This is a genomic window from Gordonia sp. N1V, from assembly GCF_029269935.1.
GTDB lineage: Bacteria > Actinomycetota > Actinomycetes > Mycobacteriales > Mycobacteriaceae > Gordonia > Gordonia polyisoprenivorans.
Genome location: NZ_JARJDD010000002.1, coordinates 410,642 through 435,279 on the forward strand (window position 1 = coordinate 410,642; position 24,638 = coordinate 435,279).

Here is a 24,638-nt window from a genome sequence, read left to right on the forward strand (position 1 = left end):
GTCTGTGGTTCTGCCGAATACGAGCGTCAGTGCCCGCCTTCGCCCTCGGCCTCCTGGCCGCCGCGCGGCTGATCGACCCGGGTCTGCAGGGTGGTCGCGTCGACCGAGGCGTCGGCCTTGATGGTGCCGGCGTCGACCCAGTTACCGTTGTCGTCCTGCACCTGGAAGTAGAAGGTGAGTTCGGTGGTCAGTCCCGGCGCGACCGACTTGCCGGCGCCGTCGAGTTCGGCCATCATCGCCGACTCTCCGAGTAGTGCCGAGGTCGGTCGGGCTGCGCTGGTCGTGGTCGCGGTGCTGCCGGCCTCCGTGCTACTGGACTCCACAGTGCTCGATGCCGTGCTGCTCTGCGACTCACCGGAGGCGCTCGGCTCCGAGCCGTCCGGCAGAACGTTTGCCGGGTTGCCTGCGCGCACGGCCTGTCCGGGCGCGATGGTCGGCTCGCCGGTGATGGTCACCGTCGCCGACGACGGTGCACCCTGTTGGGACACTGCGATCTTCGTCAGCTTGTAGGTCTTGGTCGGGCTGCTGTTGGCGATGGTGAACGACACCTCGAACGGTCCGCCCTTGTCGAACACGGTGTCGGCCTGATCGGCCGGGTAGACCACCTGGAGGTTGCGGATCTCGACCTTGTCCCAGGTCGCGGTGGCCTCGCCACCGTTGACCCCGGGCATCATGTTGGAGGTCTGCGCGATCTGTCCCGCACCACAACCGGTGGTGCCCAGTGCAATGGCGACTCCCGCAGCCGCGATGGCGGTCACCGACGCCAAGCGTCGTGCAGTCGAAGGTCGTCGCCGAAGTCGAGTTGGCACGGACACCCGTTCCTCCCAGGTAGTCGAACGCATAAACGCAGTGAACGAACGCTGCACTACGCAGCGTAGTGGGCGCGCGTCACAAAATCCCGGCGGGGTGCCAGATTGGCCCGTGTCGCGTCGAGGTCGCCGACGGAGCGGACCCGGACAGCGGGCGCGAGTGTGGCCGTGGATGCCGCGGTTGCGCAGAGGCGACACGCTTGCTAAGGGGTGGTGCCTCACCTGCCCAAACACCGAGGCCGAGCACCCATCATGGCCTTGACCTGCACCGTTGTCTGGGCCGTCTGGGGCGCCCGTGTTAGACTGGCCATACTCGAAAGGGGCACGGAACATTGAATTTCAAAGTTGGCGACACCGTTGTCTATCCCCATCACGGTGCTGCTCGGGTCGAAGACATCGTGATTCGGACCATCAAGGGCGAACAGATCGAATACCTGGTTCTCAAGGTTGCCGATGGTGACATGACCGTCCAGATTCCCTCATCCAAGCTCGAGTACGTCGGCGTGCGTGACGTCGTCGGCGAGGAGGGGCTCGATCAGGTTTTCCAGGTTTTGCGCGCCCCGCACACCGAGGAGCCCACCAACTGGGCTCGCCGGTTCAAGGCCAACCAAGAAAAGCTCATCTCCGGCGACATCATCAAGGTCGCCGAGATCGTCCGCGACCTGTGGCGTCGTGAACAGGACCGCGGACTGTCGGCAGGCGAGAAGCGCATGCTGACCCGCGCTCGTCGCGTCCTCGTCGACGAGCTCTCGCTTGCTCAGAACACCGACGACGAGAAGGCCACCAGCATTCTCGACGAGGTTCTCGCCGCGGCGTCGTAGACGTCGTCTGCTGTGACCGCAACACCCGGGTCGGCGTCGTCGGCTCAGGATGGCCGTGTGAACTCGCAGGTCTGCGTGATCATTCCGGCCGCCGGTTCGGGAACTCGGCTCGGTGAGTCGATTCCCAAGGCTTTCGTCGATCTGCACGGGCGCACCATCCTCGAACGGTGCGTCGATCAGGTTCTCGATCTCGATGCTCGTGTGGTCGTCGTCGTGCCTGCCGACCTCGTCGGTCGGGCACGATTGCTTTTGCCGCCGCACGTCGAGGTGGTCGCCGGTGGCGCCCATCGTTCCACCTCGGTGCGGGCCGGACTCGCCGCGGCCGGCGATGCCGGGATCATCCTGGTGCACGACGCCGCTCGTCCACTCACCCCGGCCGGCGTATTCGGTCGGGTCATCGACGCGATCCGTGCCGGACATCGCGCGGTGATCCCCGGGATTCCGGTGGCCGACACGCTCAAACAGATCGAGCAGTTCGACACCGATCTCGCACAGGTCACCACGACGGTCGATCGAGATCTGCTTCGCGCGATCCAAACCCCGCAGGGCTTCACCCGCGAGGCGCTCGTCGCCGCACATGCCGACGACGAGGGCCTGGCCACCGACGACGCCGGTCTGGCCGAACGCATCGGCATCCCGGTCCACGTCGTCGAGGGCCATCCGATGGCCATGAAGATCACCACCCCCTGGGACCTACGGGTCATCCGTCAGATCCTGGACTCCGGAGAGGTCGTCACGTGAGGGTCGGTATCGGCTCCGATGCCCATCGCGTCGAGTCGGGCGCGCCGTGCTGGATGGTGGGGCTCCACTTCCCCGACGACGCCGGCTGTGAGGGCCATTCCGACGGTGACGTCGGTGCCCACGCGCTGTGCGACGCGGTGCTGTCGGCGGCCGGACTCGGCGATGTCGGCTCCGTCTTCGGGACGGGCCGCCCCGAATGGGAGGGCGTGTCCGGTGTGCAGATGCTCACCCATGTCGCCGAGCTGGTGTCGCAGGCAGGGTTGCGTGTCGTCAACGGTGCCGTGCAGGTCATCGGCAATCGTCCCAAGATCGGCCCGCGCCGCGCGGAGGCGCAACAGGTGCTCTCGGCCGCGCTCGGCGCCCCGGTGTCGGTGTCGGCGACCACCACCGACGGGCTCGGTATGACCGGACGGGGCGAGGGTATCGCCGCGGTGGCCACGGCGCTGCTCGACGAGAGGCTGGACTGACCGCGTGGGGTCGGTACCGGTAGCCGGGGCCCGTCACGCGGGGGTGGACGGTCACGGGCATCGACCCGGGTAGAATCGCACGTCGTGACCCTGCGCCTGTATGACACCGCCACCCGGGAGGTACGCGACTTCGTGCCCCTGCACACCGGGCATGTGTCGATCTACCTGTGTGGCGCCACCGTCCAGGGAGTTCCGCACATCGGTCACGTCCGCAGCGGCATCGCCTTCGACATCCTGCGCCGCTGGTTGCTGCACCGCGGCGACGACGTGCTGTTCGTCCGCAACGTGACCGACATCGAGGACAAGATCCTGCGCAAGGCCGCCGAGGCCGGACGCCCGTGGTGGGAGTGGGCGGCCACGCACGAGCGGGAGTTCTCCGCGGCCTATGACGCGCTCGGCGTGCTGCCGCCGTCGGGGGAGCCGCGGGCCACCGGATTCGTCACGCAGATGGTCACCTACATGGAGCGTCTCATCGAACGCGGCCACGCCTACGCCGCCGACGGCAACGTCTATTTCGACGTTCGCAGCCTGCCCGAGTACGGCGCGCTCTCGGGTCACAAACTCGACGACGTCCATCAGGGCGAGAGCGCGGGCACCGGGAAACGTGACCCGCGCGATTTCACACTCTGGAAGGCGGCCAAACCCGACGAGCCGTCGTGGCCCACCCCGTGGGGTGCCGGGCGTCCGGGCTGGCACCTGGAATGCTCGGCGATGGCCACCTCGCTGCTCGGTGCGGAATTCGACATCCACTGCGGCGGAATGGATCTCATCTTCCCGCACCATGAGAACGAGATCGCCCAGGCGCACGGCGCCGGCGACCCGTTCGCCCGGTACTGGCTGCACAACGGCTGGGTGACCATGGGCGGGGAGAAGATGAGCAAGTCGCTGGGCAACGTGGTGTCGATCCCGGCGATGCTCGCGCGCATGCGGCCGGTGGAGTTGCGCTACTACCTCGGTAGCGCGCACTACCGCTCGATGCTGGAATACTCCGACGGCGCCCTGACCGAGGCGGCCGCAGGCTATCGACGCGTCGAATCCTTTGTCGAGCGCGTGCATTCGCGCGTGTCGGAGGTCGGCGTGGGTGAGGTACCCGCCGAGTTCGCGGCCGCCCTCGACGACGACCTGGGTGTGCCCGCGGCGCTGGCCGTCGTGCACAACACCGTGCGTCACGGCAACACCGCCCTCGAGAGCGGCGACGGGCCCGGGGCCTTGTCCGCGGCATCGGCGGTGCGGGCCATGACGGGCATTCTCGGCGTCGATCCACTGGACCCGCACTGGCATTCCGACGCCGCCGACGACTCGGCGGCCACGTCGGCACTCGACGTGCTCGTGCAGGCCGAACTGGCCCGACGGTCGCAGGCGCGCGCCGACAAGGACTGGGCCACCGCCGACGCGGTGCGAGACCGACTGGCGCAGGCCGGTATCGAGGTGACCGACACCCCCGACGGGGCACAATGGAGCTTGAAAGGCCGGGAGTAGATGGCGGGCAACTCGAAACGCAAGGGCGCCGTCCGCAAGGACGGCAGCAAGAAGGGGCAGACCGTCGGCTCCGGCGGCCAACGACGCCGCGGACTCGAAGGGCGTGGGGCCACCCCGAAGGCCGTCGACCGTCCGTACCATCCGGCGCACAAGCGCGCCAAGGCCGCCGCGAAAACCACTGCGGGACGGCCGAGGTCGCGCAAGGACGACGGCCCCGAGTACGTCCTGGGTCGCAACCCCGTCGTCGAGTGCCTGCGTGCCGACGTGCCGGCGACCGCCCTGTACGTCGTCACCGGCAGTGATCCCGACGACCGGGTCGCCGAGGCGGTCAAGCTGGCCGCCGACCGTGCCATCTCGATCCTCGAGGTGGGCAAGGGTGAGCTGGATCGGTTGTCGGCCAACGGTATGCACCAGGGCATCGCCCTGCAGGTCCCGGAATACAGCTACGTCCACCCCGACGACCTGATGCGCGATGCCCTCGACAGCGGCACCCCGCCGCTGCTGGTGGCGCTCGACAACATCACCGACCCCCGCAACCTGGGTGCGGTCATCCGCTCCGTCGCCGCCTTCGGCGGGCACGGGGTGCTCATCCCGCAGCGACGCAGCGCGTCGGTGACCGCGGTGGCGTGGCGCACGTCGGCGGGTGCGGCGGCCCGGCTGCCCGTCGCACAGGCCCCGAATCTGACTCGCACACTCAAGGATTGGGCGGAGACGGGTGCGCAACTCGTCGGTCTCGACGCGGAGGGGGACGTGACGCTCGACGCCTACGACGGCACCGGACCCACCGTCATCGTCGTCGGGTCCGAGGGCAAGGGCCTGTCGCGACTGGTCCGCGAGACCTGCGACTCGATCCTGTCGATCCCGATGGCCGGCGACGTCGAGAGTCTCAACGCGTCGGTGGCCGCGGGAGTCGTGCTCGCCGAATTCGCACGGCAGCGGCGGCTGACGTAACGCGCTATGACCCGGCGCTGACCCGAATCCCGGCCAGCCGCAACGCTTCCCGCACCTCGCGGGCATGTCCGACGGCGCCGGGGGTGTCGCCGTGCAGGCAGATCGACTCGGCCTCGACGCGCAGCACCGAACCATCGACGGCCACCACGGTGCCCTCGGACACGAGCCGTACGACGCGCTGCGCGATCTCGCCACTGTCGGTGAGCACGGCGCCCGGCTCGGTGCGCGGCACCAGGGTGGCGTCGGGGGTGTAGGCGCGGTCGGCGAACGCCTCGGCGATGACGGGGAGCCCGGCGTCGCGGGCGCGGTGCAGGACAGGCGATCCCGCGAGACCCATCAACGGCAGGGTGGCGCCGAGCTCACGCAACGCATCGATGACGGCGTCGGCCTGCCGGGTGTGGTGCACGATCGAGTTATACAGCGCCCCATGGGGTTTGACGTAGGTGACCTCGACCCCGACGGATCTCGCGAGACCCTGCAGTGCGCCGATCTGGTAGAGGATGTCGGCGGTGAGCTCGGCCGGGGCGATGTCCATGAAGCGCCGCCCGAATCCGGAGCGGTCGGGGTAGGAGACCTGCGCACCGACGCGCACCCCGGACACCGCCGCCCCGCGGCACGTCGCGCGCAGCTCGGCGGGGGTGCCCGCGTGGAAGCCGCAGGCGACGTTGGCGCTGGTGACGATCGCCAGCATCGCCTCGTCGTCGCCGCCGCCCTCACCGAGGTCGGCGTTGAGGTCGACCGACCGCCCGACCTCCTGCCCGGCGGGCACACGCACAGTGTTCGACGTCACTGCCGCATTGTAGATTCGACAGCATGGGAGTTCCGAACACCGCAGTGGCCGACACCAGGGTCTCGACCGCGGAGGGGATCGTGTCCGGGGTCCGCGGCCGGCGTTCACGGCGTGGCACCGTCGCCTGGCGGGGCATTCCGTATGCGGCGCCGCCGGTCGGCGGCGGACGTTTTGACGCCCCGCAACCGGTGGCCCCGTGGCCCGGCGTGCGGCGCTGCGAGAACTTCGGCGACGCCGCGGTGCAGGACAAACTGCTCACCGCGACCGGCCTCGGACGATTCCAGCCGGTGAGCGAGGACTGCCTGACCCTCAACGTCGTCGCCCCCGACACCGTGGCGAGCGCGCCGCGACCGGTGATGGTGTTCATCCACGGCGGCGCCTACATCCTGGGCACCGCGGCGACCCCGCTCTACGACGGCACGCACCTCGCACGTGCGCAGGACGTCGTCGTGGTCACCATCCAGTACCGGTTCGGGCCGTTCGGGATGCTCGATTTCAGCGGCTATTCGACGCCGGAACGGCACTTCGACGAGAACCCCGGTCTCAAGGACCACATTGCCGCCCTGCAATGGGTGCAGCGCAACATCGCGGCCTTCGGCGGCGATCCCGACAACGTCACCATCTTCGGCGAGTCCGCCGGGGGGACCTCGGTGTTGTGCCTGCTCGCCGCGCCCGGCGCACGCGGACTGTTCCACCGGGCGATCGCCGAGAGCCCGGCCACCGACCTGGCGATCTCCCGCGAGAGCGCCGCGTTGTTCGCCGACGAGTTCCTGCGCCTGCTGGCCGATCCGAACCGGCGCAGCACCGACGCCACCAGCCCGCGCGAGCCGATCGACCCGCACGAGGCGGCCCGGCGCCTCGACGCCGCCACCCCTGAGGAACTCCACCGCGCCGGCGGTCGGCTGATGGGCTTCGCCCGCCACGCCGACAGTGTCGAACCGACCCCGTTCGGACCGGCCTACGGCGTGCCGTCCCTACCGCAGTCGCCGTATGCCGCGGCCCGCGACGGCAACACCGCGCCGGTCCCGCTGATCATCGGCACCAACCGCGACGAGGGCAAACTCTTCGACAAGTTCTGGAATCTGCTGCCCGACACCCAGCGCACCCTGCTGGCCATCCAGGACGAGACCGCGCGCGACGAGATCATGAACCAGTACGCCGGTGGCCCCGACGACCAGTTGCGGCTGACCGCCGACAGCATCTTCTGGGCTCCGGTCACCGCCTTCGCCGACGCTCATCGCGAGGTGGCACCGACGTATGTGTACCGCTTCGACTTCCATACGCGTGCCCTCGCGCGCGCCGGACTCGGCGCCACGCACGCAACCGAGTTGTTCGCGGTGTTCGGCGGATATCGGATGCCGATGTTCGCCGGGCTGGCGACGGCCGACTGGCGCGCCGCGAGCGCGATGGTCGACGAGATGCAGTCCCGGTGGGGCGATTTCGCTCGCGGGCGGCCTCCCGGGCCGGATTGGCCCGCCTACGACGCGGCGCATCGGCCGGTGATGGTGCTCGACCGCACCAGCCACGTCGAGTCCGACCCGGACGCGTCGCGCCGGCAGGCGTGGGATCGGGGGCGTCAACTCCTCGTCGCGTCCGGCGGTTCACCGGAGGCGCCGTCCGACGTCGCCGCGCTCGACGTCTGAGCAGCCGGGTCTCCCGGCGGTCACGGAATCCAGCGATCACGGAGTCCAGCGGTCACGGAGTCCGGTGATTCACGGAGTCCACTGACTCGGCGGGTCCGACATCAGGAACGACAGCACCAGCGGATTGAACAGTTCCGGTGACTCGATCGGCAGGATGTGCGTGCCGGGGAGAATCGCGAGCCGTCCGCGGGGCAACGTGCGGGACAATTCCAGGCTCTGCTCGAGGTGCACCACGCCACGGTCGGCGGCGACGACCAGCACGGGTGCGTCGACTTCGGCGAACTCGGTGACCGCGTAGTCCGGTCCGTTGATCAGGAAGTCCTCGGTTTTCGCGTACACCGTGTCGAAATGCTCTGGGCCGTCCGGGCTTTCCTCGTTGTAGGTGCCGCGCAGGAAGTCGACCAGATCCGGATCCCGATCGGTCATCCGGGAGAAGAACTCGGGCGCGTCGCGTCCTGCGGAGTTGATGTAGTTGCAGGTGAGTACGACCCGGGACACCAGATCGGGGCGCACCCGCGCGGCGAGGAGCGCGAGCATCGCGCCGTCGCTCCAGCCGACCAGATTGGCCGGCACCTCGACCGCCGTCTCGAGATAGGAGACGATCTGGGCGAGCATCGCATCCATCGACCACGGCCCGGCGATGTCCGGACTGTGGCCGTGGCCGCTGCGTTCGGGAACGAACAGATGCAGGCCGGCATCGGTGAATCCGGCGATCTGCGCACCCCACGTCGCCGCCGACGCGAAGGCACCGTGTAACAGAACCGTCGGCGCCCCGGCCGGGTCGCCGCCGACGAAGTGCCAGATCAGGGCGCCGTCGACGTCGATGTAGCAGCCGGCGTCGACGCGGTCGCCGACGCGGATCCCGGAACGGGTCATCGCGGTTGTCGGGGACATGGCGCGCTGCGTCGGAGGAGGAACTCGGTGGGCATGGCGCCCATGCTCCCAGAGTCCCCGTAGCGCGGTGAGAACGTTTGAGAGTCGAAACGGCATCGGTCCGCCCGCGGACGAGCCGCGCGCCACGCGCCCGCCGTGTGTCGCCCGACCGAAGGCGCACATGCGGCGGTCTTTACCGATACGGTGACTTCACCAGACTCGATAAACCGCGAGAATTCTCGGGAGATCGCGTCATCGAGAAATGCCGGCCGTCGAAGGAACCCATGATCTTTCGTGTGCGCGTCACCCCCATTGTCCGCGCAGTGACTGTGTGCCTGCTCGTCCTCGGGCTCGCCGCCGGGCCTGCGGCATTCGTCCACGCGGCGCCGGGCGACCCGCCGCCACCGATGTCCCTCGAACAGATCGGCTCGTCACCGACCATCACCTTTCCCGGCCAACAGGGGGAGGTGTCGCTGTCGATTCCGGTGCCCGACAATCTGAATCCCGACGAACTGCGTGGCACGGTGTCGTTGCCGTCGTTCGTCACCGGCGGCACCGTCGACGTCGTGCAAGGGTCGCGGTTGATCTCGCGGACCCCGATCCCGACCGCACCGAACGCGCAGATCGTCCTGCCACTGGCCGGTGTCACCGTCAGCGCAGACGCCGCAGACATCACGTTGCGCGCCTATCTGACCGTTCAGGGAATCTGCCAATTCGAGCCCGACAATGCATTCACCCTCTCCGGTGCGGTGGTGTCGTTCACCGGGCGAGAATCCATTCCGCAGACCGTCGCGCAATTCCTGCCGCCGATTCTTCGGCAATTGACCCTCGTCATTCCCGACGACGTGAAGCAGGCCGAGGGCGCAGCGGCCGTGGACCTCGCCGCGGCTGTCGTCGCGCACTACGGAACCGCGTCGGTGCCGGTGACCACCGTCGCGCGTCCCCGCTCGGATCTCACACCGCCCACGGCTCCCGGGCCGCTCGAACGTCAGATCGTCATCGACTCGTCGGCACCGGCGGGGCTGTCGTTGCGCAGCGGCCCGCAGGGCTCGGCGTATCTCGTCGTCGGGGGTCCCGCCGATCAGCTCGTCGCCCAGGCGCGCATGCTGACCAGCAATCTCGCCTCGATCGCCGCGAGTTCGTCGGCGGTTGGCGGCCCCCTCTTCGACGCCCCGCAGCTCGCGCCGGACGTGCAGACCCTCGCCGATCTCGGCATCGGTGACCAACAGGTCGTCTCCAACACCTGGCCGTCGATCTCGGTGGGGATCGATCAGACCCGGTTGGGCCGTCCGTCCAAGAACATCCGGATCCAGCTGATCGGCTCCTACGCACCGGCCGGTGGTGACAACGCCGTGATCTCGGTGCGCATCGGCCGGCGGGTCATCGCAACACTGCCGACGGACTCCTCGGGGACCTTCAACAGCTGGGTCGACCTGCCCGACAACTCGGTCACCCGCTTCACCCAGCTCACCGTCACGCTCGAGCGCGGCGGGGTGAACGAGGGCTGCGGGAACGGCTCGCGCTCGAGTCTGTCGTTGAGTTCGGCCGGCGAGATCACCAGCGACGTCGCCGATCCGCCGCAACCGGCCGGACTCGGATCGGTCCCCGAATCGTTGATGCCGTGGGCCAAGCTGGCCTGGACCAAGGGCGATGTCGGCGACGTCAGCCGCGGTGTGGAGATCGCCGCCGGTCTGCAGCGGCTGTCGGTCGTCCCGCTGGGGCTCGACGTGGTGTCGATGGCCGACGCCGCATCGTCGCAGCAGCCGGCCGTGCTGATCTCGGCCGATGGTCGGGGCCTGCCCGATCTGACCCTGCCGGTCAGCTCGTCGGGCGGCACGGTGACGGTGCATGCCGCGAGCGGGTCGTCGGCGCAGATCACCCTGACCCCGGCGCTGCGGTACGGATCGTTGCAGGCGACGCAGTCCGGCGACCGGACCGTCCTGGTGGCGACGTCCACCGGGGACGGCTCCGATCTCGATGACCTGCTGCGCTGGCTCGACGACGACAACCGGTGGACATCGATCTCCGGGGATGCGCTGATCAAGGTGCGTGATCAGGACCCGGTCTACGTCGACGCCGCGGCGTCGACCCCGCCTCCGTCGGCGTCGTCGGGGCTCGGTACGGGTGCGACGATCGGCATCATCGTCGGCGTGCTCGTCGCCGCGGTCGTGGTGGCCGGCGCGGTGATCCTGGTGCTGCGTCGCCGCCGGTCCGCCGCCGGTGTCGCCGACAGCGCCCCGGACAAGCGGTGATGGTCCCACCATGACGGTGACCGAGCCGACCACCCCGCCGCCGGCGCCCGCCCGGCCGGGTGTGTCGCTGCGCCCGGCCGACCATCCGTCGGTGGTGCTCGCGGTGCGCTGGCTGGTTCTGGCCGCGCTCACCGCCATCGCCTTCCGGGTCACCATCCTCGCGGTGCTGGCGGAGATGCGTGCGCTCACGCTCATCATCTACGTCCCGGTGCTGCTGGCGCTGGTGCTGATCGCGGCGATCGGCAAGTCCTGGCGTCCCACCCCGGAACCGCCGATCTACGACCGGCAAACCGACACCATCGTCGGGGCGATCGTGTTGCTGTTGTCGGTGTCGGTGCAGTTCATGGTCAATCCCCGATACTCGCAGGCCTACATCACCGCGCACATGGACCTGCTGGCGTTGTGGTTGTTCGTGCTGGGCGGGGCGATCGTGATGTTCGGTCTGCGACCGGTGATGCGGTTTCGCTGGACCTGGGCGCTGGCGCTACTGATCTGGCCGGTACCGATGCGGGTGATGATCCTCACCGCGGGCGGCGGCCCGGTCGCCGCGGGCGCGGTGATGGTCGTCGTCGCCGCGATCGCGACACTCATCGCCGTCGGACGCAACCGTCGCCGGGCCTTCATCGGCGCCGCACTGTCGTTGGTCACCGGACTGGCGATCCTGATCCTGATGCACGTCTATGTCGAAGGCCTGCAGCGAATTCTGCTGGTGGTGGTGCCTGCGGTGGCCGCGGCGCTGATGTCGTCGCTGGTGATGTACTTCGACTACCGCAACCGGCATCGGCTGGGCTGGTCGCCACTGGGACGCAACGTCCATCCGCCGACGCTCGCCCGGGTCCGCAGGCCCGGGCTGCTGTTGCTGCTGGCGACCGTCGCCATCGCCTTCATCCCGGTTCCGGTGACGGCGTCGAGCTGGCCGAGCGCGACCATTCCGGGCATGTCGGTGGGTGTGCCGCTGGCCCTGCCCGCCGACTGGCGGCAGGAGTCGGTCAGCCGGTACGACTGGGCGGCGCGCTTCTACAGCTCGGGATCGGTGATGTACCGGCAGATGGTCGTGCAGCGGCAGGGCAGTTCCCGGTTCGACAAGCAGTCCCGGCCGCGGCGGGTGGCCGTCGACTCCGTGGACACCGGGCGTCCGCTGTCGCTGCAGACCTACCCCTACATCTTTCGTTACGACATGGTCGGCGACCGGTTCGGTCCCTCGGTGGAGGTGCCCATGCCGCACGGTGTGCGCGCCTGGATGTGGACGGTGATCGACGACACCCGCTACCTCAGCTACACCGTCGTGTCGTGGTGGTGGAACAACGGTGACCTCACCCAGCAGGTCGTGCTGTGGTCGGTCGACAACCACGAGACCGACGCCTACTTCCCGGCGCCGACGTACACCGTGGTCGGCAACGTCAACACCATGTTCACCGTCCTGTTCCGCGGGAACGCGGCCATCCGCGACACCACCCCCACCTACAAGGACCGGGATCTGTTGGTGGGCTTGGCCGCCGGCATCGTCGACGCCCAGGTCGAAGCGGCCGGACGGGAGGCCGGGACGTGAGTGCCGAGGACACCGGAGCGCCCGTGCGGGCCCGGCATCGCTCCGACGCCGACCCGCGGAGCCGCTGCACCCGGCCGACGCGTCCGGTCGCCGAGTTGCTCGTCGACGAGGACTATCGGCAGCAGGCCCTCTACGACGCGGTCGAACGACTCCGCGACGCCGACGCCGACGCCTCGGCCTCCACCGCGTTCTCCCGGCCACAGAAGTACGGCGGCCTGGCCCTGCTGCTCGTCATCGTCGTGTTGGTCGGCTTCTTCCCGATCCCGACGCTGGCCACCCTGATCGGCATCGCCACCGTCGCCTACGTGGTCACGCTGATCGACCGGCTGGTCATCTTCCGACGCGGCCTGGTCAACGGGGCCATCGCCGTCTCCGACGAGCAGGCCCGCGCCCTGTCCGACGACGACCTGCCGCCCTACACCGTGCTCGTGCCCGCCTATGGCGAACCCGAGGTCGTCGGCGACCTCATCAAGGCGGTCGAGTCGATCGAGTATCCGCAGGACAAATTGCAGGTGCTCCTGCTGCTCGAGGAGGACGACGAACCGACCATCCGGGCCGCGCGTGCGATGGAGGACGAGGGCGGCGTGGTGACGGTGGTGCTCACCCCACCGGCGCAGCCGCGCACCAAACCCAAGGCGTGCAACTACGGTCTGCACTTCGCCACCGGCGACATCGTCACCATCTTCGATGCCGAGGACAAACCCGATCCGCTCCAATTACGCAGGGCGGTTTGGGTTTTCCGAAACATCGGCGACGACTCGGTGGTGTGCGTGCAGGGCAAGCTCAGCTTTCACAACGCCACCGACAACCTGTTGACCCGCTGGTTCACCGCCGACTACGGCATCTGGTTCGGGTTCCTGCTGCCCGGCATGATGGTCAGCCGCGCCCCGATCCCGTTGGGCGGCACGTCCAATCACTTCCTGCGCGACGTGCTCGACGACATCGGCGCGTGGGATCCGTTCAACGTCACCGAGGACGCCGACCTCGGCGTGCGCATCGCCGACAGCGGATACCGCACCGCCGTGCTGGATTCGGTGACCCTCGAAGAGGCCAATGTCGATGCGATCAACTGGGTTCGGCAGAGATCGCGCTGGTACAAGGGTTACATGCAGACGTGGCTGGTGCACATGCGTCACCCGATCACGTTGTGGCACATCCTCGGTCCGGTGGCGTGGGTCCGATTCACCTTCCTCATCGCGGGCACCCCGCTCATCGCGTGCATGAACATGGTCTTCTGGTTGATCCTGATCATGTGGATCGCCGGCCAGCCACCCGTTGTCGCGCACCTGTTCTGGGGTCCGATCTACTATCTGTCGTTGCTCTCGCTGGTCTTCGGCAACGGCTCGGCGCTCTACATGAACCTGATGGCCATCCGCGAGGACGACCGCAGCGAACTGGTGGGTTCGGCACTGCTGGTCCCGGCGTACTGGATTCTGATGAGCATCGCCGCGATCAAGGGGATGTGGCAGATCCTGTTCAATCCGTCGTACTGGGAGAAGACGGTGCACGGGTTGGCTTCCGGCGGCGAGGAGACCGGTTCGGGTGGTGGCGCATGACCCGAAATTGGGTGCTGGTGCTGTTCGTGGCGATGTTCGCGCTCTACTGCGGGGTGGGCCTGTACCTGGCGGTCGATGTGCACCTGTACTTCGGCGACGCACTCTCGCGGGTGCAGTCCGCACAGTCGGTGTTGTTCAGTCGCAGTCCGCATCTGGCGGCCATCGGATTCGTCTTCACGCCGTTGACGGCGATCGTGCAACTCCCGCTCACCGCACTGACCCCGTGGATTCCGCAGATGACCACCGACGCGGTCTCGGCGGTGATCATGTCCTCGGCGTTCATGGCCGGATCGGTGATCCAGGTGTCCGGGGTCGCCCGCGACCGCGGCCTCAATCCGGTGGTGGCGACGCTGGCGACCGCGTGTTACGCGCTGAACCCGATGATCGTGCTCTACGGCGCCAACGGCATGAGCGAGGCGCCCTACCTGTTCTGCCTCGCGTGGGCGGCGCGGCGGCTCATGCGATGGGTCGACACCGATGACGTCCACGAATTGGCGGTCGCCGGAATAGCATTGGCGTTGAGCTACCTCACTCGCTACGACGGTGGTGCGGCGGCGCTGGCGAGCACGATCGGGGTCGCCTGGGTCAGTTTGTTCCGCGCCGATCGCACCAAACGGGTCAGTCGTACCTTCCTCGACGCCGTGCTGGTGGCCGCGCCGTCCGGTGTGGCATTCATCGCATGGGCCTTCACCGGTTGGCTCATCACCGGAAATGCGTTCGCGCAGTTCTCCTCCGAATACGGCAACGCCGCCATCATCGAGCAATCCGGGGGCAGTGGCTCCAACGGTGCGGGTGAGGCGCTGCGATTCTCGATGACCGAGTTGGCGATCCTCGCGCCCCTGTTGCCGCTGCTGGCGGTGCTCGTCCTGGTCGTGCGAGCCCGGCACCGCCGTTTGTACGCGGTGTTGGTGCCGCTGGCCATGATCGGCGCGGTGCTCGCGTTCCAGGTCTACACCTACGCACGGGGTTCGACGTTCGGTTTCCTGCGGTTCTACATGACGGTGATCCTGCTCGCCGCACTGGTCTCGCTGTTGGCCGTGCCCGCACGACGCCAGTCGCCGTATCGTCGGCAGGGTCCGCGCACCACTCTGGTGGCCCACTGGACCGGGGGACCGATCCGGCGATACGTGTTCTCCGGCACCATCGCGGTCCTGGTGATGCTGGTGTCGTTGCCCACCACGGCATTCGGGATGACCTCGCCGAAGTACGCGCCGCAGGAGTTCGCGCTTTCGTCGGTGGTGTGGCCGCGCCCGGATTCGGTCTCGCAGCGCCATCTCGACGAACGACGGATCGTGCGCAGCTTCTCCACCGAACGGACCCTCGCCCGCTACCTCGACTCACTCGACCTGCCCGACGGCAGCGTGCTCACCGACACCGTCTACGGATTCGCCGTCGTCGTGCAGTCGCGACGGCCCAAACAATTCGTCATCCCGTCCGACTCCGACTTCGTCGAGGTCCTCAACGACCCCAAAGCCGCAGGGGTGCAATACATGCTGGCGGTACCCGCGTCCGGACGAGGCCTGTCCGACGCCCTCAATCAACGCTATCCGACGCTCTACGAGAACGGTGCGCAGATCGCCGTGCGGGTCCTCGACGTGCGCAACCAGGGGGCCGACCTGCCCGACTGGCGGGTGTACCGGGTGACCGGGAGTCGGTCGGGCTGAGGGACACCGATCGAGCGACGTGGGGCGACTCAGACGATCGCCTGGTCGACGACCCGCCACGCGGGGTCGTCGTAGCCGATGTCGTAGGTGCACTCGTCGGGGCGCGGATCGGGGACGAACGCCCACAGCAACACCCCGGCGACACCTTCTCGCCGGATGTCGGCGAGGCGGGTGCGTAGTTCGGCGGCGCGGGTCGAGATCGACAGGCACGAACCGGCCTTGATGCCGAGTTCGTTGACGACGATCGGCTTGCCGAGGCGGTGCGCCAACGCGATTCGCGCGCTTAGGTCGCTGCCCGCGGGTGGGATGCCCTCGTCGTTGCGATAGTCGTGGTAGTCGAGTACGTCGAGATGCGGCGACTGCGCGACGATGTCCATGTCGGTGCCGGTGGTGCCGCATTGGTCGCCGCCGGTGAAGCCGGCGAACATGGGGTGGCGCCGATCGATGTCGCGCAAGGCGGCCCCGGCGGCATCGAAGAAGTCGCGCAGAACCTGCGCCGCGCCGGGTTGGCAGGTGCGGTGTGCCAGGTCGCAACCGCCTGCGCCGCAGCTGCTGGTCTCCGGCTCACCGACGAGTTCCCAACCGGCGAGCGATGTTTCGCCGGCCCAGCGCTTCACCGCGATCGACATCCAGTCGGCGTAGGTCATCCCACCGACGGCGCGGGTGGTGCGCCATCCGTCGGTGTACCAGGACCGGTCCTTGAACACCCCGTCCTCGCAATCGCCCGACGAGCCGGTCAACACCGGCAGCACCATCTGGTGGTGCCGCTTGGCGGCTGCGAACACGGCATCGAGCGGGCCGAAATCCAGTCCGCCGGTGTGTTTGTTGACCGCGAACATCGCATACAGGTTGAAGCGGGTGAGGGCGCGCGGCGGCAGTGCGCCGAAGTAGCGGTCCAGATCCACCTCGGCCCCGCACCCGGCGTTCACCGCCCAGTTGGTGCCGAGCTGATAGGCGTTGAATCCGGAAGGCCACCACGGCGTTCCGTCGAGGTGCAGACCGGTGGGGGTGGTGTCGACACGTCCGGCGAAATGTGTGGTCTCGGCACCGGATTCGGAACCCGGGTTGAGGTAGCTGCAGGCGTTGAGCCCGAACAGGACCACGGCCAGCACCAGGCTGATCACCGTGGTTCGTACGCGAGTGCGACCGTTCGGCACACCGCGCAGCCTACTCCGGTGACTATTGTCGCGGAGGTGAGACGTCAACCGTGGCACCGAATACTCGCTTCCGTCGTCGGCGCCGTTGCCTGCGCCGTACTGCTCGTCGGCGTGGCCGGCTGCGGCGACGAGTCGTCCTCTGCGACGGGTTCGGAGCCGAGCACGTCCCTGTCGCCATCGTCCCTGTCGCCATCCGCCACGGCGCCATCCACCCCGTCGCCGGATGCTTCCTCGCCCACCGCTTCGTCACCGTCGTCGTGGATCGAGCCGACGGCGTCCCCGACGACCGATCCGGTGCACCTGCCGCCGTACATCGATCACGTGCAGTGGGTGCAGACGCAGGTCGGGCCGAGCCTGCAGATCTATCCCACGCCCTCGGGTCGCAAGACGACCTCCGACAACGGCGCCGACGTCGCGTGGGCCGAGGTGCTCGCGCTGGCGCCCAACGCCGACACCCCGGGGATGCGCGCCCAGTTCGACTGCCACTGGACCTACGCGCGGATCGTCGCGCCCGACAAGCCGAGCTGGAACATCGAACCCGACCGCCCGGTGGTGTCGCAGCAGGAGATGATCAACACGATGTGCAACCCGGGCGGGCCGGAGGAGTGACACCTCGGCGCCGGTGGTGGGGTCAGGTGCGGGTGGCGTGTGTCCGCCGGGAGCCGATCGCCCGGCACACGAGGTAGATCACGAACGAGATCGTGGTGACGAACACCGAGACCGGTAGTTGCGGCGCCAACGAGAGCAGCAGACCGCCGACGGCGGCGATCTCGGCGAATAGCACCGACAGGCCCAGCACGACCGTCGGATTGGCGCTCAGGCGCGCGGCGGCGGCGCCGGGGGTGATCATCAGCGACATCACCAGCAGCGCCCCGATGATCTGCACGCCCTGCGCGGCGGCGAGGCCGACGAGGATCGCGAACACCACCGACAGCACACGCATCGGCACGCCGCGCGCCTGCGCGACCCGGGGGTCCAGCGAGGCGAACAACAGCGGACGGTAGATGACGGTGAGGACCACCAGCACCACGGCGGTGGTGATCGCGATGGCGGTCATCCCGTGCACGCCGACACTGACGACCTGCCCGGTCAGCAGCGCGAAGCCGGCACCGATGCGGCCGTAGAGTGCCAGGAACAGCACGCCCAATCCCAATCCGAAGGCCATTACGACGCCGATCACCGAATCGCGTTCGCGGGCACGATTTCCCATGAAACCGAAGACGGCGGCGGCGAGGACCGCGCCGATCACCCCGCCGAGATTGATGCTGACACCGGCGAGCAACGCCGCGGCGGCGCCGGTGACCGACAGTTCGCTGGCGCCGTGCACCGCGAATGACATCTGCCGCGACACGATCAGTGGGGCGAGGACGCCGGAGAGTGCGCCGAGCAGCGCCAGCGCGATGAGCGCCTGCCAGACGAAGTCGTAGTGCAGCAGTCGCGCGGTCTCGGCGAAGTCCCAGAAGTCGCGGAGTTCGACGTCGGCGGCCACGACGGTACGGGCGGCCAGAACGGTACTCACAGGCCCGGATGCTCCTCGTCGGCGTGGCAGTGTGCGATGCCCTCTTCGCCGCCGACGACGAGGAGGCGGCCGTTGACGCGCACCACCTCGACGTGACTGCCGTAGAGCGCCGAGAGTGTCGCCGTCGTCATCACCTTCTCCGGCGGCCCCGCGAGGAACTGGCCGCCGACGAGGTAGAGCACCCGGTCCACATACGGCATCACCGGGTTGATCTCGTGCGTCACCAGGATTACTGCGGTGTGCGCGGTGCGCCGGCGACGGTCGATGAGTTCGACGACGCGTTCCTGGCTGGCCGGGTCGAGGCTGGCCAGCGGCTCGTCGCAGAGCAGTAGCTGCGGATCGGTGGTCAGTGCCTGCGCCACCCGCAATCGTTGCTGTTCACCGCCGGAGAGCAGCCCGACCGGGGCATCGGCGTAGGCGGTCGCACCGACCTCGGCGAGTGCGGCGTCGACGATGCGTCGGCGTTCGAGTCGCCCGCGCAGACCGATACCCCACCGCGCCCCGTCGACGCCGAATCCGACCAGGTCGCGGGCACGCAGGGCCATGGTGTCGGCGTCGTCGGCGTGCTGCTGCGGGATGTAGCCGACGGCGTCGGTGACGTCGAGGTCACCGGCGCTCAACGGGTACTGGCCGAGCAGGGTGCGCAGGAACGACGTCTTGCCCGAACCGTTCGGACCGAGGACGGCGACGAACTCGCCGGCCTCGATCGTCAGGTTCAGGTCGTCCCAGAGCACCCGCTCGCCGAAGGCGAGCCGCGCGTGGCGAAACGAGGCGACCGGGATCGGCGTTGCGGGGCTCGGGGTGGCGGGGATCGGGCTGGTCATCAGGCTCCGGACGAGTTCAACGCATTCGCGAGGGCCTCGACCTGACCGCGCTGCCAGACGACGTAATCGCTGACACCGTCGGGCAGCGTTTCGGTGAACTTCACGACCGGTACTTTCGCACCTTGGGCGACGGTGAGCAACGCCTCGGTCACCGTGTCGACGGCCTGGGTGTTGTAGATGAAAGCCTTCACGGTGCGGGAGGTGAGCAGGTCCTGCAGGGCGGCGCGGTCGGCGGCCGAGGGTGACTGACCCTCCTCGACGGCTGCGGTGAAGCCGGCGGGGGAGACGTCGGAGAGTCCGGCCTCGGTGAGCAGGTATCCGGCCAGCGGTTCGGTCTGGGCGACCTTGGTCCCGTTGTGGGCGGCCTTGATCTGGCTCACCTGATTGCGGACGGCGGCGAGTTCGGTGTTGAAGCGCAGGGCATTGGTGCGGTAGGTCTCGGCGTGAGCGGAGTCCTTGGCGGCCAACGCCTCACCGAGCTTGGTGGCGACCTGTCCGACGACGGCCAGATTGTAGAAGACGTGCTCGTTGACCTCGTGCGAGTGACCCTCGTCGGTGCCGGTCTCTTCGGTGGACTCCTCGTGACCGCCCTCCATGATGTCGAAGGCGTTGATCACCGTGCCGGAACTGTTCTTGGCGGCCTGCTCCATGTACTCGTCGTAGTGGCCACCGTTCATGAGGATCACCGAGGCGTCGGCGACCTTCGCGGTGTCCGACGCCGACGGCTCGAACTCGTGCGGGTCGTCGGCGCTGTTGGTGAACAGCGCGGTGACCTCGGCGTCGTTCCCGGCCACCGCGGAGGCCACCGAACCCCACACGTTGGTCGAGGTGACCACGGTCGGTTTGCCGCCACTCGACGAGCCGCCGCCGTCGTCCGAACAGCCCGACAGGACCAGGGCCGCGGCGGTCAGCAGACCTGCGGAGGCGACCAATGCACGCTTCATGGAGTAGCACCCTTCGCGAAAACGACAATCGTTACCGAATGCAGTGTAGGGGACGGCATTCGTCGCGACGAATCGGCGCCCGTTCGCCGGTGGGTGCGGTTTACGCGGGAGGGTGCGAAGGAAGGACGACCGGCACGACGAAGCGGGTGAGCAGGTCGCGTTCGGTGTCGGCGTCGGGCGCGGGGGCGGCCAGCAGGGAGACCATCACCCGCACCAGCCAGCCGGCTCGATCGGAGAGGTCGGTGTCGGGGAGTTCGTTGTCACCGTTGTCACCGAGTTCGGGTGCCAGCCGGGCGAGGATGCCGGTGGCCAGGGCGTCGATCGCCGGCGAGAGCAGCGCCAGCTGGGTCGACGTGCCGGCCATCTCGGCGTCGAACCATGTGGACAGAGCCGGGTTCCGGCGCACCCCGGACAGTGCGGTCTCGATCGCGGCGACCAGCCGATCGGCCGGTGTGCCGACCGCGCCGATGCGTTCGGCGACGTCGGCGCCGATGATGGTCGCCGTGCGCTCGACGTAGGCGGCCAGCAGGCGGTCGCGGCCGGGGAAGTGGCGGTAGAGGGTGGCGCGCGAGCAGCCCACCGCATCGGCGACATCGCGCATGGTCACCGAGGCCACCCCGCGCGCGACGAACAGCGACTCGGCGGTGTCGAGGATGCGCGTGGCCGCCAGATCGGCGCGGTCGGCGGCCAGCCAGTTGGTGGGCGAGGTCATCGGTGGACCGGGCCGGTCCGGAACGGGACGCGGGTCGGTCGTCGGACGTAATGTCCTGCCGCCCATTCGATTCCGTCGACATCGATCTCGAACTCGGGGAAGCGGGCGAGGAGTTCGGTGAGCGTGACGTCGGCCGCCATCCGCGCGGCGGCCGCGCCGAGGCAGTGGTGGTCGCCATGGCTGAAGGTGAGGATGCCGCGCGGACGACGCGTGACGTCGAGGGCCTCGGCGTCGGCGCCGAAGACCTCCGGGTCGCGGTTGGCCGCGGCGTAGCAGAGCAGCACCTTGCGGCCGGCGGGGATCTCGACCGGACCGTCGGGGGTGTCGTAGCGCACCGGACGGGTCGTCGAGCGGCATAGCCCCTGCACCGGGGAGGTCAGTCGCAGCAGCTCTTCGACGGCGTCGCCGATGAGTGAGGGGTCGGCGACGAGTTGTGCACGCTGATCGGGATGTTCGGACAGTAGCGCCAGCGAGCCGCCCAGCAAGCCCGTCGTGGTGTCGTTGCCGCCGGCGATCATGGTGAACACGAACGCGAGGATCGAGACGAGGCCGGCGTCGTCGTCGGCGCGTCCGGCGGCGACGAGGGTGGAGACGGTGTCGGAGCCGGTGGCGCCTTCGGTGCGGCGCTGCGCGATGAGGTCGGCGAAGTAGCCGAGCAGTTCGCCGGTCGCGGCGCCCGCGGTTCCCGCACCCGGGTCGGCGGTCCCGCCGACTGCGCCGACAATGGCCTCGGTCCACTCGTCGAATCGTGCCCAATCCTTCTCCGGCACACCGAGATAATGCGCGACCAGCATGCTCGGCAACGGTTTGAGGAGCAGGTGTGCGATGTCGACGGGGGTGGCGGGTCCGTGATCGGCGATTTCGTCGAGGCGGGTGGTCACGAAGTCGTGGATCCGCGGCCGGATCGACTGCACCTGACGAGGGGTGAAGCCGCGCGCGACCAGAGCGCGGAAGGCGGTGTGGCCGGGCGGGTCCTGCATGACCATCGGTGGGTTGTCGGCCATGCCGATGGCCTCGATCTCACCGTCGACGACGGTGAGTCCCGCCGCCGAGGAGAACGTCGTCAGGTCGGTGGCCGCGGCCATGACGTCCGCATGCCGGGTCAGAACCCAGAAGTCCGCGCCGGACGGGTCGTCGGTGACGTGATGGACCGGGGACTCGGCACGCAGGCGCGCATACATGCCGAAGGGGTCGCGCCATTGCGCGCCCGAGCGCAGGCGGAAAAGCGGCTCGTGAGACGTTGCAGTCGTCATGTAGTGATAGTGAGACACTCTTGCCAATGTGTCAACGTCCGAGTCGAGAACTGTGGGGCATGTTGACCACACACGGTGGGTGGTCGGGGCCGTCCGGACGGGGCGCTGACCCGAGCCGTCGCCGTGTGCTTCTCTAAGCTGAAGGGATGAGCTCGTCACGGCCCCGGCGCATCGCGTTGATCTCGGTGCACACCTCGCCGTTGGCGCAGCCCGGTACCGGCGACGCGGGCGGGATGAACGTCTACGTCTGGCAGACGGCGCAGCGTCTGGCCCGGCGTGGGGTGAAGGTCGAGATCTTCACGCGGGCGACGTCCTCGGCGGATGCCCCCACGGTGGCGGCCGCGGACGGGATCACCGTCCGACACATCGTGGCGGGACCGTTCGAGGGGCTCGACAAGCGGGATCTGCCCGCCCAGCTCTGTGCGTTCACCGCAGGGGTGCTGCGCGCCGAGGCGATGCAGCGGCCCGGCTATTACGACCTGATCCATTCGCACTACTGGTTGTCGGGACAGGTGGGGTGGCTCGCCCGGGAGCGGTGGGGCGTGCCGTTGGTGCATACCGCGCACACGCTGGCTGCGGTGAAGAACGCCTCGCTGGCGAAAGGGGATGCGGCCGAACCGCGGTTGCGGGTGATCGGCGAGCAGCAGGTGGTTGCGGAGGCCGATCGGCTCGTGGCCAACACCGACACCGAACGCAACGAGCTGATCACCATGTACGACGCCGACCCCGGCCGAGTGGATATCGTGACTCCCGGTGCCGATCTCGACTGCTACACACCGGGTTCGCGCTCCGATGCGCGCGCAGAACTCGGACTGCCGGCCGAGGCGAGCATCGTGACGTTCGTCGGTCGTATCCAGCCTCTCAAGGCTCCCGACGTCTTGCTCGCCGCCGCGGCGCCGCTGATCGAGCGGCAGCGGGCGACGGGCCGTCGGCCGGTTCACGTATTGATCGTTGGCGGACCGTCGGGCAGCGGACTCGACCGGCCGACCGCGCTGATCGATCTGGCCGCCGAACTCGGCATCTCCGACGCCGTCACGTTCTTGCCGCCGCAGCCCGCGACGCGCCTGGCGGAGGTCTATCGGTCATCGGATCTCGTTGCGGTGCCCAGTTATTCGGAGAGCTTCGGTCTTGTCGCCATCGAGGCGCAGGCGTGTGGCGTCCCGGTGTTGGCCGCCAACGTCGGCGGACTCGGGGTGGCGGTGGCCGACGGCAGGTCGGGGATGCTCGTGGATGGGCATCAGATCGGGGACTGGACGACCGCGCTGGAGAAAATGCTCAGCAGTTCCGATCAGCTGGCCGCGATGGGACGCCGCGCACGCGAGCATGCCGAACAATTCTCATGGGAGCACACCACCGACGCGCTGTTGGCGAGTTATGCGCGAGCGATGGAATCCTTTGCGGGTAACCGTGTCCCGGCCGTCGGGGTGACCCCACTGGTGCGGGCGACCCGCCGCTGGCGACGCCGTCGGGCGCGGATGCCCCTCTGAGTGATGGTGTCCCGAGAGATTCTCGTGGCCACAACCGTCGAAGCGGAAGGAAGACGATGAGTCACACCGACCACATCGAATTACTCGAAAAGGTGCTCTCCGAACGGGAGATCCCGTTCACCCGTAAGAGTTCCGGCGCAGCCCAGGCCGAGCACATCGTGCTCGAGCTGCCGGGGGAGCGCAAGCTCAAGACGACGGTGCTGCTGACCGCGGGCACCTACGGTGTGCGGGTGGAGGCATTTGTCTGCCGCCACCCCGACGAGAAACTCGAAGAGGTCTTCAAGTTCCTGCTCAAACGCAATCGCCGGCTCTACGGCGTGGCGTACACGATCGACAACATCGGCGACATCTACCTGATCGGCCGGATCTCCGGGGATGCGCTCACCGCCGATGAGGTGGACCGTGTTCTCGGACAGGTACTCGAGGCCGCCGACGGCGACTTCAACGCTCTGCTCGAAATCGGCTTCGCCACCTCGATCCGTCGCGAATGGGCGTGGCGCGTCTCGCGCGGCGAATCGTTGCGCAATCTGCTCGCCTTCGAGCATCTCATCGACAAGGACTCGTTGCCCGAACCCGGAGAACCGTTGCCGGACAGGTACGTTCCCGGCGAAACCTCGGTGATCGACGACGCGTCCGGTAGCTGACCGTTCCGCTCGATCCCCGCTGGTCGAGGTGCGAGCCGCGTGCGGCGAGCCTCGAGACCCGGTGAGATGACAAGTATCGCAACCACATCCACCGCCGTGCACCAGACGCGCCTGCACAGTGGAGCCGCGTACTCATCACTCCCGACGGTCAAGGCGCCGACCTCCTCCGGATCGTCAGCGCCTTTCCCCGCTGGTCGAGAACCTTCCCCCGATGGTCGAACAACCCGCCCTACCGATGCTCGAGAGCCTTCCCCCCGATGGTCGAGGTGCCCGGCGCCCCAGCGCCGGGCCTCGAGACCCGGCGAGACAACCAGGCTCCCAACCACATCGAGAACAAGAAATACGAAAACCCGCACCCCTTACCACAACCCACCGACAGAAAATCAGCGCCGAAACACGTTGTCCACAAGCAGAATTGATCAAAATTCCCCTTGCGTCGAACACACTGGGCTCTACTGACTATTGAGTGGGTCAATTTCTTTGCGGGAGAGCAGGACACGCGC

Annotated in this window: 22 protein-coding genes; 13 read left to right on the forward strand and 9 right to left on the reverse strand. The window is 68.4% G+C overall.

Annotation, left to right across the window (positions count from 1 at the left end; translation table 11 throughout):
• Positions 1 to 26: 26 nt before the first annotated feature.
• Positions 27 to 758 (reverse strand): hypothetical protein, encoded by a 732-nt coding sequence (locus P3L18_RS04530; RefSeq protein ID WP_079928800.1) that lies wholly within the window; start codon positions 756 to 758, stop codon positions 27 to 29.
• A gap of 383 nt (positions 759 to 1,141) precedes the next feature.
• Here P3L18_RS04530 and P3L18_RS04535 point away from each other — a divergent pair, with 383 nt between their 5' ends.
• From P3L18_RS04535 to rlmB, 5 genes are all read left to right on the forward strand, one after another.
• Positions 1,142 to 1,630 (forward strand): CarD family transcriptional regulator, encoded by a 489-nt coding sequence (locus tag P3L18_RS04535; RefSeq protein ID WP_006372593.1) that lies wholly within the window; start codon positions 1,142 to 1,144, stop codon positions 1,628 to 1,630.
• A 57-nt stretch (positions 1,631 to 1,687) separates the two neighbouring features.
• Positions 1,688 to 2,371, forward strand: coding sequence for a 2-C-methyl-D-erythritol 4-phosphate cytidylyltransferase (gene ispD, locus P3L18_RS04540; RefSeq protein ID WP_276113400.1), 684 nt, complete (start codon positions 1,688 to 1,690; stop codon positions 2,369 to 2,371).
• Positions 2,368 to 2,838 (forward strand): 2-C-methyl-D-erythritol 2,4-cyclodiphosphate synthase, encoded by a 471-nt coding sequence (gene ispF, locus P3L18_RS04545; RefSeq protein WP_079928804.1) that lies wholly within the window; start codon positions 2,368 to 2,370, stop codon positions 2,836 to 2,838. The genes ispD and ispF overlap by 4 nt, the downstream gene beginning before the upstream one ends.
• Positions 2,839 to 2,922: 84 nt before the next feature.
• Positions 2,923 to 4,317 (forward strand): cysteine--tRNA ligase, encoded by a 1,395-nt coding sequence (cysS, locus tag P3L18_RS04550; RefSeq protein ID WP_079928806.1) that lies wholly within the window; start codon positions 2,923 to 2,925, stop codon positions 4,315 to 4,317.
• Positions 4,318 to 5,268, forward strand: coding sequence for a 23S rRNA (guanosine(2251)-2'-O)-methyltransferase RlmB (rlmB, locus tag P3L18_RS04555; RefSeq protein ID WP_276113401.1), 951 nt, complete (start codon positions 4,318 to 4,320; stop codon positions 5,266 to 5,268).
• A 4-nt stretch (positions 5,269 to 5,272) separates the two neighbouring features.
• Here rlmB and P3L18_RS04560 read toward each other — a convergent pair whose 3' ends face one another.
• Positions 5,273 to 6,058: a 5-oxoprolinase subunit PxpA gene (locus P3L18_RS04560; protein WP_276113402.1), complete on the reverse strand. Its 786-nt coding sequence runs from the start codon at positions 6,056 to 6,058 to the stop codon at positions 5,273 to 5,275.
• Between the two features lie 23 nt (positions 6,059 to 6,081).
• On the opposite strand from P3L18_RS04560, the gene P3L18_RS04565 reads away from it, so the two are divergent.
• Entirely contained in the window at positions 6,082 to 7,701 is a 1,620-nt protein-coding gene (locus tag P3L18_RS04565) for a carboxylesterase/lipase family protein (RefSeq protein WP_079928812.1), read from the forward strand.
• Positions 7,702 to 7,770: 69 nt separating this feature from the next.
• Here the strand turns inward: P3L18_RS04565 and P3L18_RS04570 are convergent, their stop codons facing one another.
• The gene (locus tag P3L18_RS04570; protein WP_276113418.1) at positions 7,771 to 8,577 is read right to left on the reverse strand and encodes an alpha/beta hydrolase; all 807 of its coding nucleotides are present in this window, start codon (positions 8,575 to 8,577) and stop codon (positions 7,771 to 7,773) included.
• A 281-nt stretch (positions 8,578 to 8,858) separates the two neighbouring features.
• Between P3L18_RS04570 and P3L18_RS04575 the strand changes: the two genes are divergently transcribed.
• From P3L18_RS04575 to P3L18_RS04590, 4 genes are read left to right on the forward strand one after another with little or no spacing between them, the layout of a single operon-like run.
• Positions 8,859 to 10,826, forward strand: a complete 1,968-nt coding sequence (locus tag P3L18_RS04575; RefSeq protein ID WP_276113403.1) for a hypothetical protein — start codon at positions 8,859 to 8,861, stop codon at positions 10,824 to 10,826.
• Between the two features lie 10 nt (positions 10,827 to 10,836).
• Positions 10,837 to 12,375 (forward strand): hypothetical protein, encoded by a 1,539-nt coding sequence (locus P3L18_RS04580; protein WP_276113404.1) that lies wholly within the window; start codon positions 10,837 to 10,839, stop codon positions 12,373 to 12,375.
• A complete protein-coding gene (locus tag P3L18_RS04585) occupies positions 12,372 to 13,931 on the forward strand; it encodes a glycosyltransferase (RefSeq protein WP_276113405.1) in 1,560 nt (519 codons plus the stop codon). Before P3L18_RS04580 ends, P3L18_RS04585 begins: the two co-directional genes overlap by 4 nt.
• The gene (locus tag P3L18_RS04590; RefSeq protein WP_276113406.1) at positions 13,928 to 15,595 is read left to right on the forward strand and encodes a glycosyltransferase family 39 protein; all 1,668 of its coding nucleotides are present in this window, start codon (positions 13,928 to 13,930) and stop codon (positions 15,593 to 15,595) included. Before P3L18_RS04585 ends, P3L18_RS04590 begins: the two co-directional genes overlap by 4 nt.
• A gap of 29 nt (positions 15,596 to 15,624) precedes the next feature.
• Here P3L18_RS04590 and P3L18_RS04595 read toward each other — a convergent pair whose 3' ends face one another.
• Complete coding sequence (locus P3L18_RS04595; protein WP_253193870.1) at positions 15,625 to 16,752, reverse strand: beta-mannosidase; 1,128 nt, start codon at positions 16,750 to 16,752, stop codon at positions 15,625 to 15,627.
• A gap of 36 nt (positions 16,753 to 16,788) precedes the next feature.
• On the opposite strand from P3L18_RS04595, the gene P3L18_RS04600 reads away from it, so the two are divergent.
• The gene (locus tag P3L18_RS04600; RefSeq protein ID WP_079928824.1) at positions 16,789 to 17,361 is read left to right on the forward strand and encodes a DUF2599 domain-containing protein; all 573 of its coding nucleotides are present in this window, start codon (positions 16,789 to 16,791) and stop codon (positions 17,359 to 17,361) included.
• A 22-nt stretch (positions 17,362 to 17,383) separates the two neighbouring features.
• Here P3L18_RS04600 and P3L18_RS04605 read toward each other — a convergent pair whose 3' ends face one another.
• The 5 genes from P3L18_RS04605 to P3L18_RS04625 form a co-directional block, all read right to left on the reverse strand.
• Positions 17,384 to 18,271, reverse strand: coding sequence for a metal ABC transporter permease (locus P3L18_RS04605; protein ID WP_094601913.1), 888 nt, complete (start codon positions 18,269 to 18,271; stop codon positions 17,384 to 17,386).
• Positions 18,268 to 19,095 carry a metal ABC transporter ATP-binding protein gene (locus P3L18_RS04610; RefSeq protein ID WP_276113407.1) on the reverse strand — a complete coding sequence of 276 codons (828 nt, stop codon included), beginning with the start codon at positions 19,093 to 19,095 and terminating at the stop codon, positions 18,268 to 18,270. The genes P3L18_RS04605 and P3L18_RS04610 overlap by 4 nt, the downstream gene beginning before the upstream one ends.
• A complete protein-coding gene (locus tag P3L18_RS04615) occupies positions 19,095 to 20,039 on the reverse strand; it encodes a zinc ABC transporter substrate-binding protein (RefSeq protein WP_006372623.1) in 945 nt (314 codons plus the stop codon). Before P3L18_RS04615 ends, P3L18_RS04610 begins: the two co-directional genes overlap by 1 nt.
• A gap of 100 nt (positions 20,040 to 20,139) precedes the next feature.
• On the reverse strand, positions 20,140 to 20,751 hold the full coding sequence (locus P3L18_RS04620; protein WP_276113408.1) for a TetR/AcrR family transcriptional regulator: 612 nt from the start codon (positions 20,749 to 20,751) through the stop codon (positions 20,140 to 20,142).
• Positions 20,748 to 22,004 (reverse strand): cytochrome P450, encoded by a 1,257-nt coding sequence (locus P3L18_RS04625; protein WP_276113409.1) that lies wholly within the window; start codon positions 22,002 to 22,004, stop codon positions 20,748 to 20,750. Before P3L18_RS04625 ends, P3L18_RS04620 begins: the two co-directional genes overlap by 4 nt.
• Before the next feature lie 146 nt (positions 22,005 to 22,150).
• On the opposite strand from P3L18_RS04625, the gene mshA reads away from it, so the two are divergent.
• Both mshA and P3L18_RS04635 read left to right on the forward strand, forming a co-directional pair.
• Positions 22,151 to 23,491, forward strand: coding sequence for a D-inositol-3-phosphate glycosyltransferase (gene mshA, locus P3L18_RS04630; RefSeq protein ID WP_020172289.1), 1,341 nt, complete (start codon positions 22,151 to 22,153; stop codon positions 23,489 to 23,491).
• A 56-nt stretch (positions 23,492 to 23,547) separates the two neighbouring features.
• Positions 23,548 to 24,135 (forward strand): YbjN domain-containing protein, encoded by a 588-nt coding sequence (locus P3L18_RS04635; RefSeq protein ID WP_006372627.1) that lies wholly within the window; start codon positions 23,548 to 23,550, stop codon positions 24,133 to 24,135.
• Positions 24,136 to 24,638 lie beyond the last annotated feature (503 nt).

Excerpts from the sequence above, each read along its gene's own strand:
- P3L18_RS04565 (WP_079928812.1), top strand. The coding sequence starts at position 6,082 with ATGGGAGTTCCGAACACCGCAGTGGCCGACACCAGGGTCTCGACCGCG.
- mshA (WP_020172289.1), top strand. The coding sequence starts at position 22,151 with ATGAGCTCGTCACGGCCCCGGCGCATCGCGTTGATCTCGGTGCACACC.
- P3L18_RS04590 (WP_276113406.1), top strand. The coding sequence starts at position 13,928 with ATGACCCGAAATTGGGTGCTGGTGCTGTTCGTGGCGATGTTCGCGCTC.
- P3L18_RS04610 (WP_276113407.1), bottom strand. The coding sequence starts at position 19,095 with ATGACCAGCCCGATCCCCGCCACCCCGAGCCCCGCAACGCCGATCCCG.
- P3L18_RS04620 (WP_276113408.1), bottom strand. The coding sequence starts at position 20,751 with ATGACCTCGCCCACCAACTGGCTGGCCGCCGACCGCGCCGATCTGGCG.
- P3L18_RS04635 (WP_006372627.1), top strand. The coding sequence starts at position 23,548 with ATGAGTCACACCGACCACATCGAATTACTCGAAAAGGTGCTCTCCGAA.
- P3L18_RS04615 (WP_006372623.1), bottom strand. The coding sequence starts at position 20,039 with ATGAAGCGTGCATTGGTCGCCTCCGCAGGTCTGCTGACCGCCGCGGCC.
- P3L18_RS04570 (WP_276113418.1), bottom strand. The coding sequence starts at position 8,577 with ATGACCCGTTCCGGGATCCGCGTCGGCGACCGCGTCGACGCCGGCTGC.
- P3L18_RS04625 (WP_276113409.1), bottom strand. The coding sequence starts at position 22,004 with ATGACGACTGCAACGTCTCACGAGCCGCTTTTCCGCCTGCGCTCGGGC.
- rlmB (WP_276113401.1), top strand. The coding sequence starts at position 4,318 with ATGGCGGGCAACTCGAAACGCAAGGGCGCCGTCCGCAAGGACGGCAGC.
- P3L18_RS04580 (WP_276113404.1), top strand. The coding sequence starts at position 10,837 with ATGACGGTGACCGAGCCGACCACCCCGCCGCCGGCGCCCGCCCGGCCG.
- P3L18_RS04575 (WP_276113403.1), top strand. The coding sequence starts at position 8,859 with ATGATCTTTCGTGTGCGCGTCACCCCCATTGTCCGCGCAGTGACTGTG.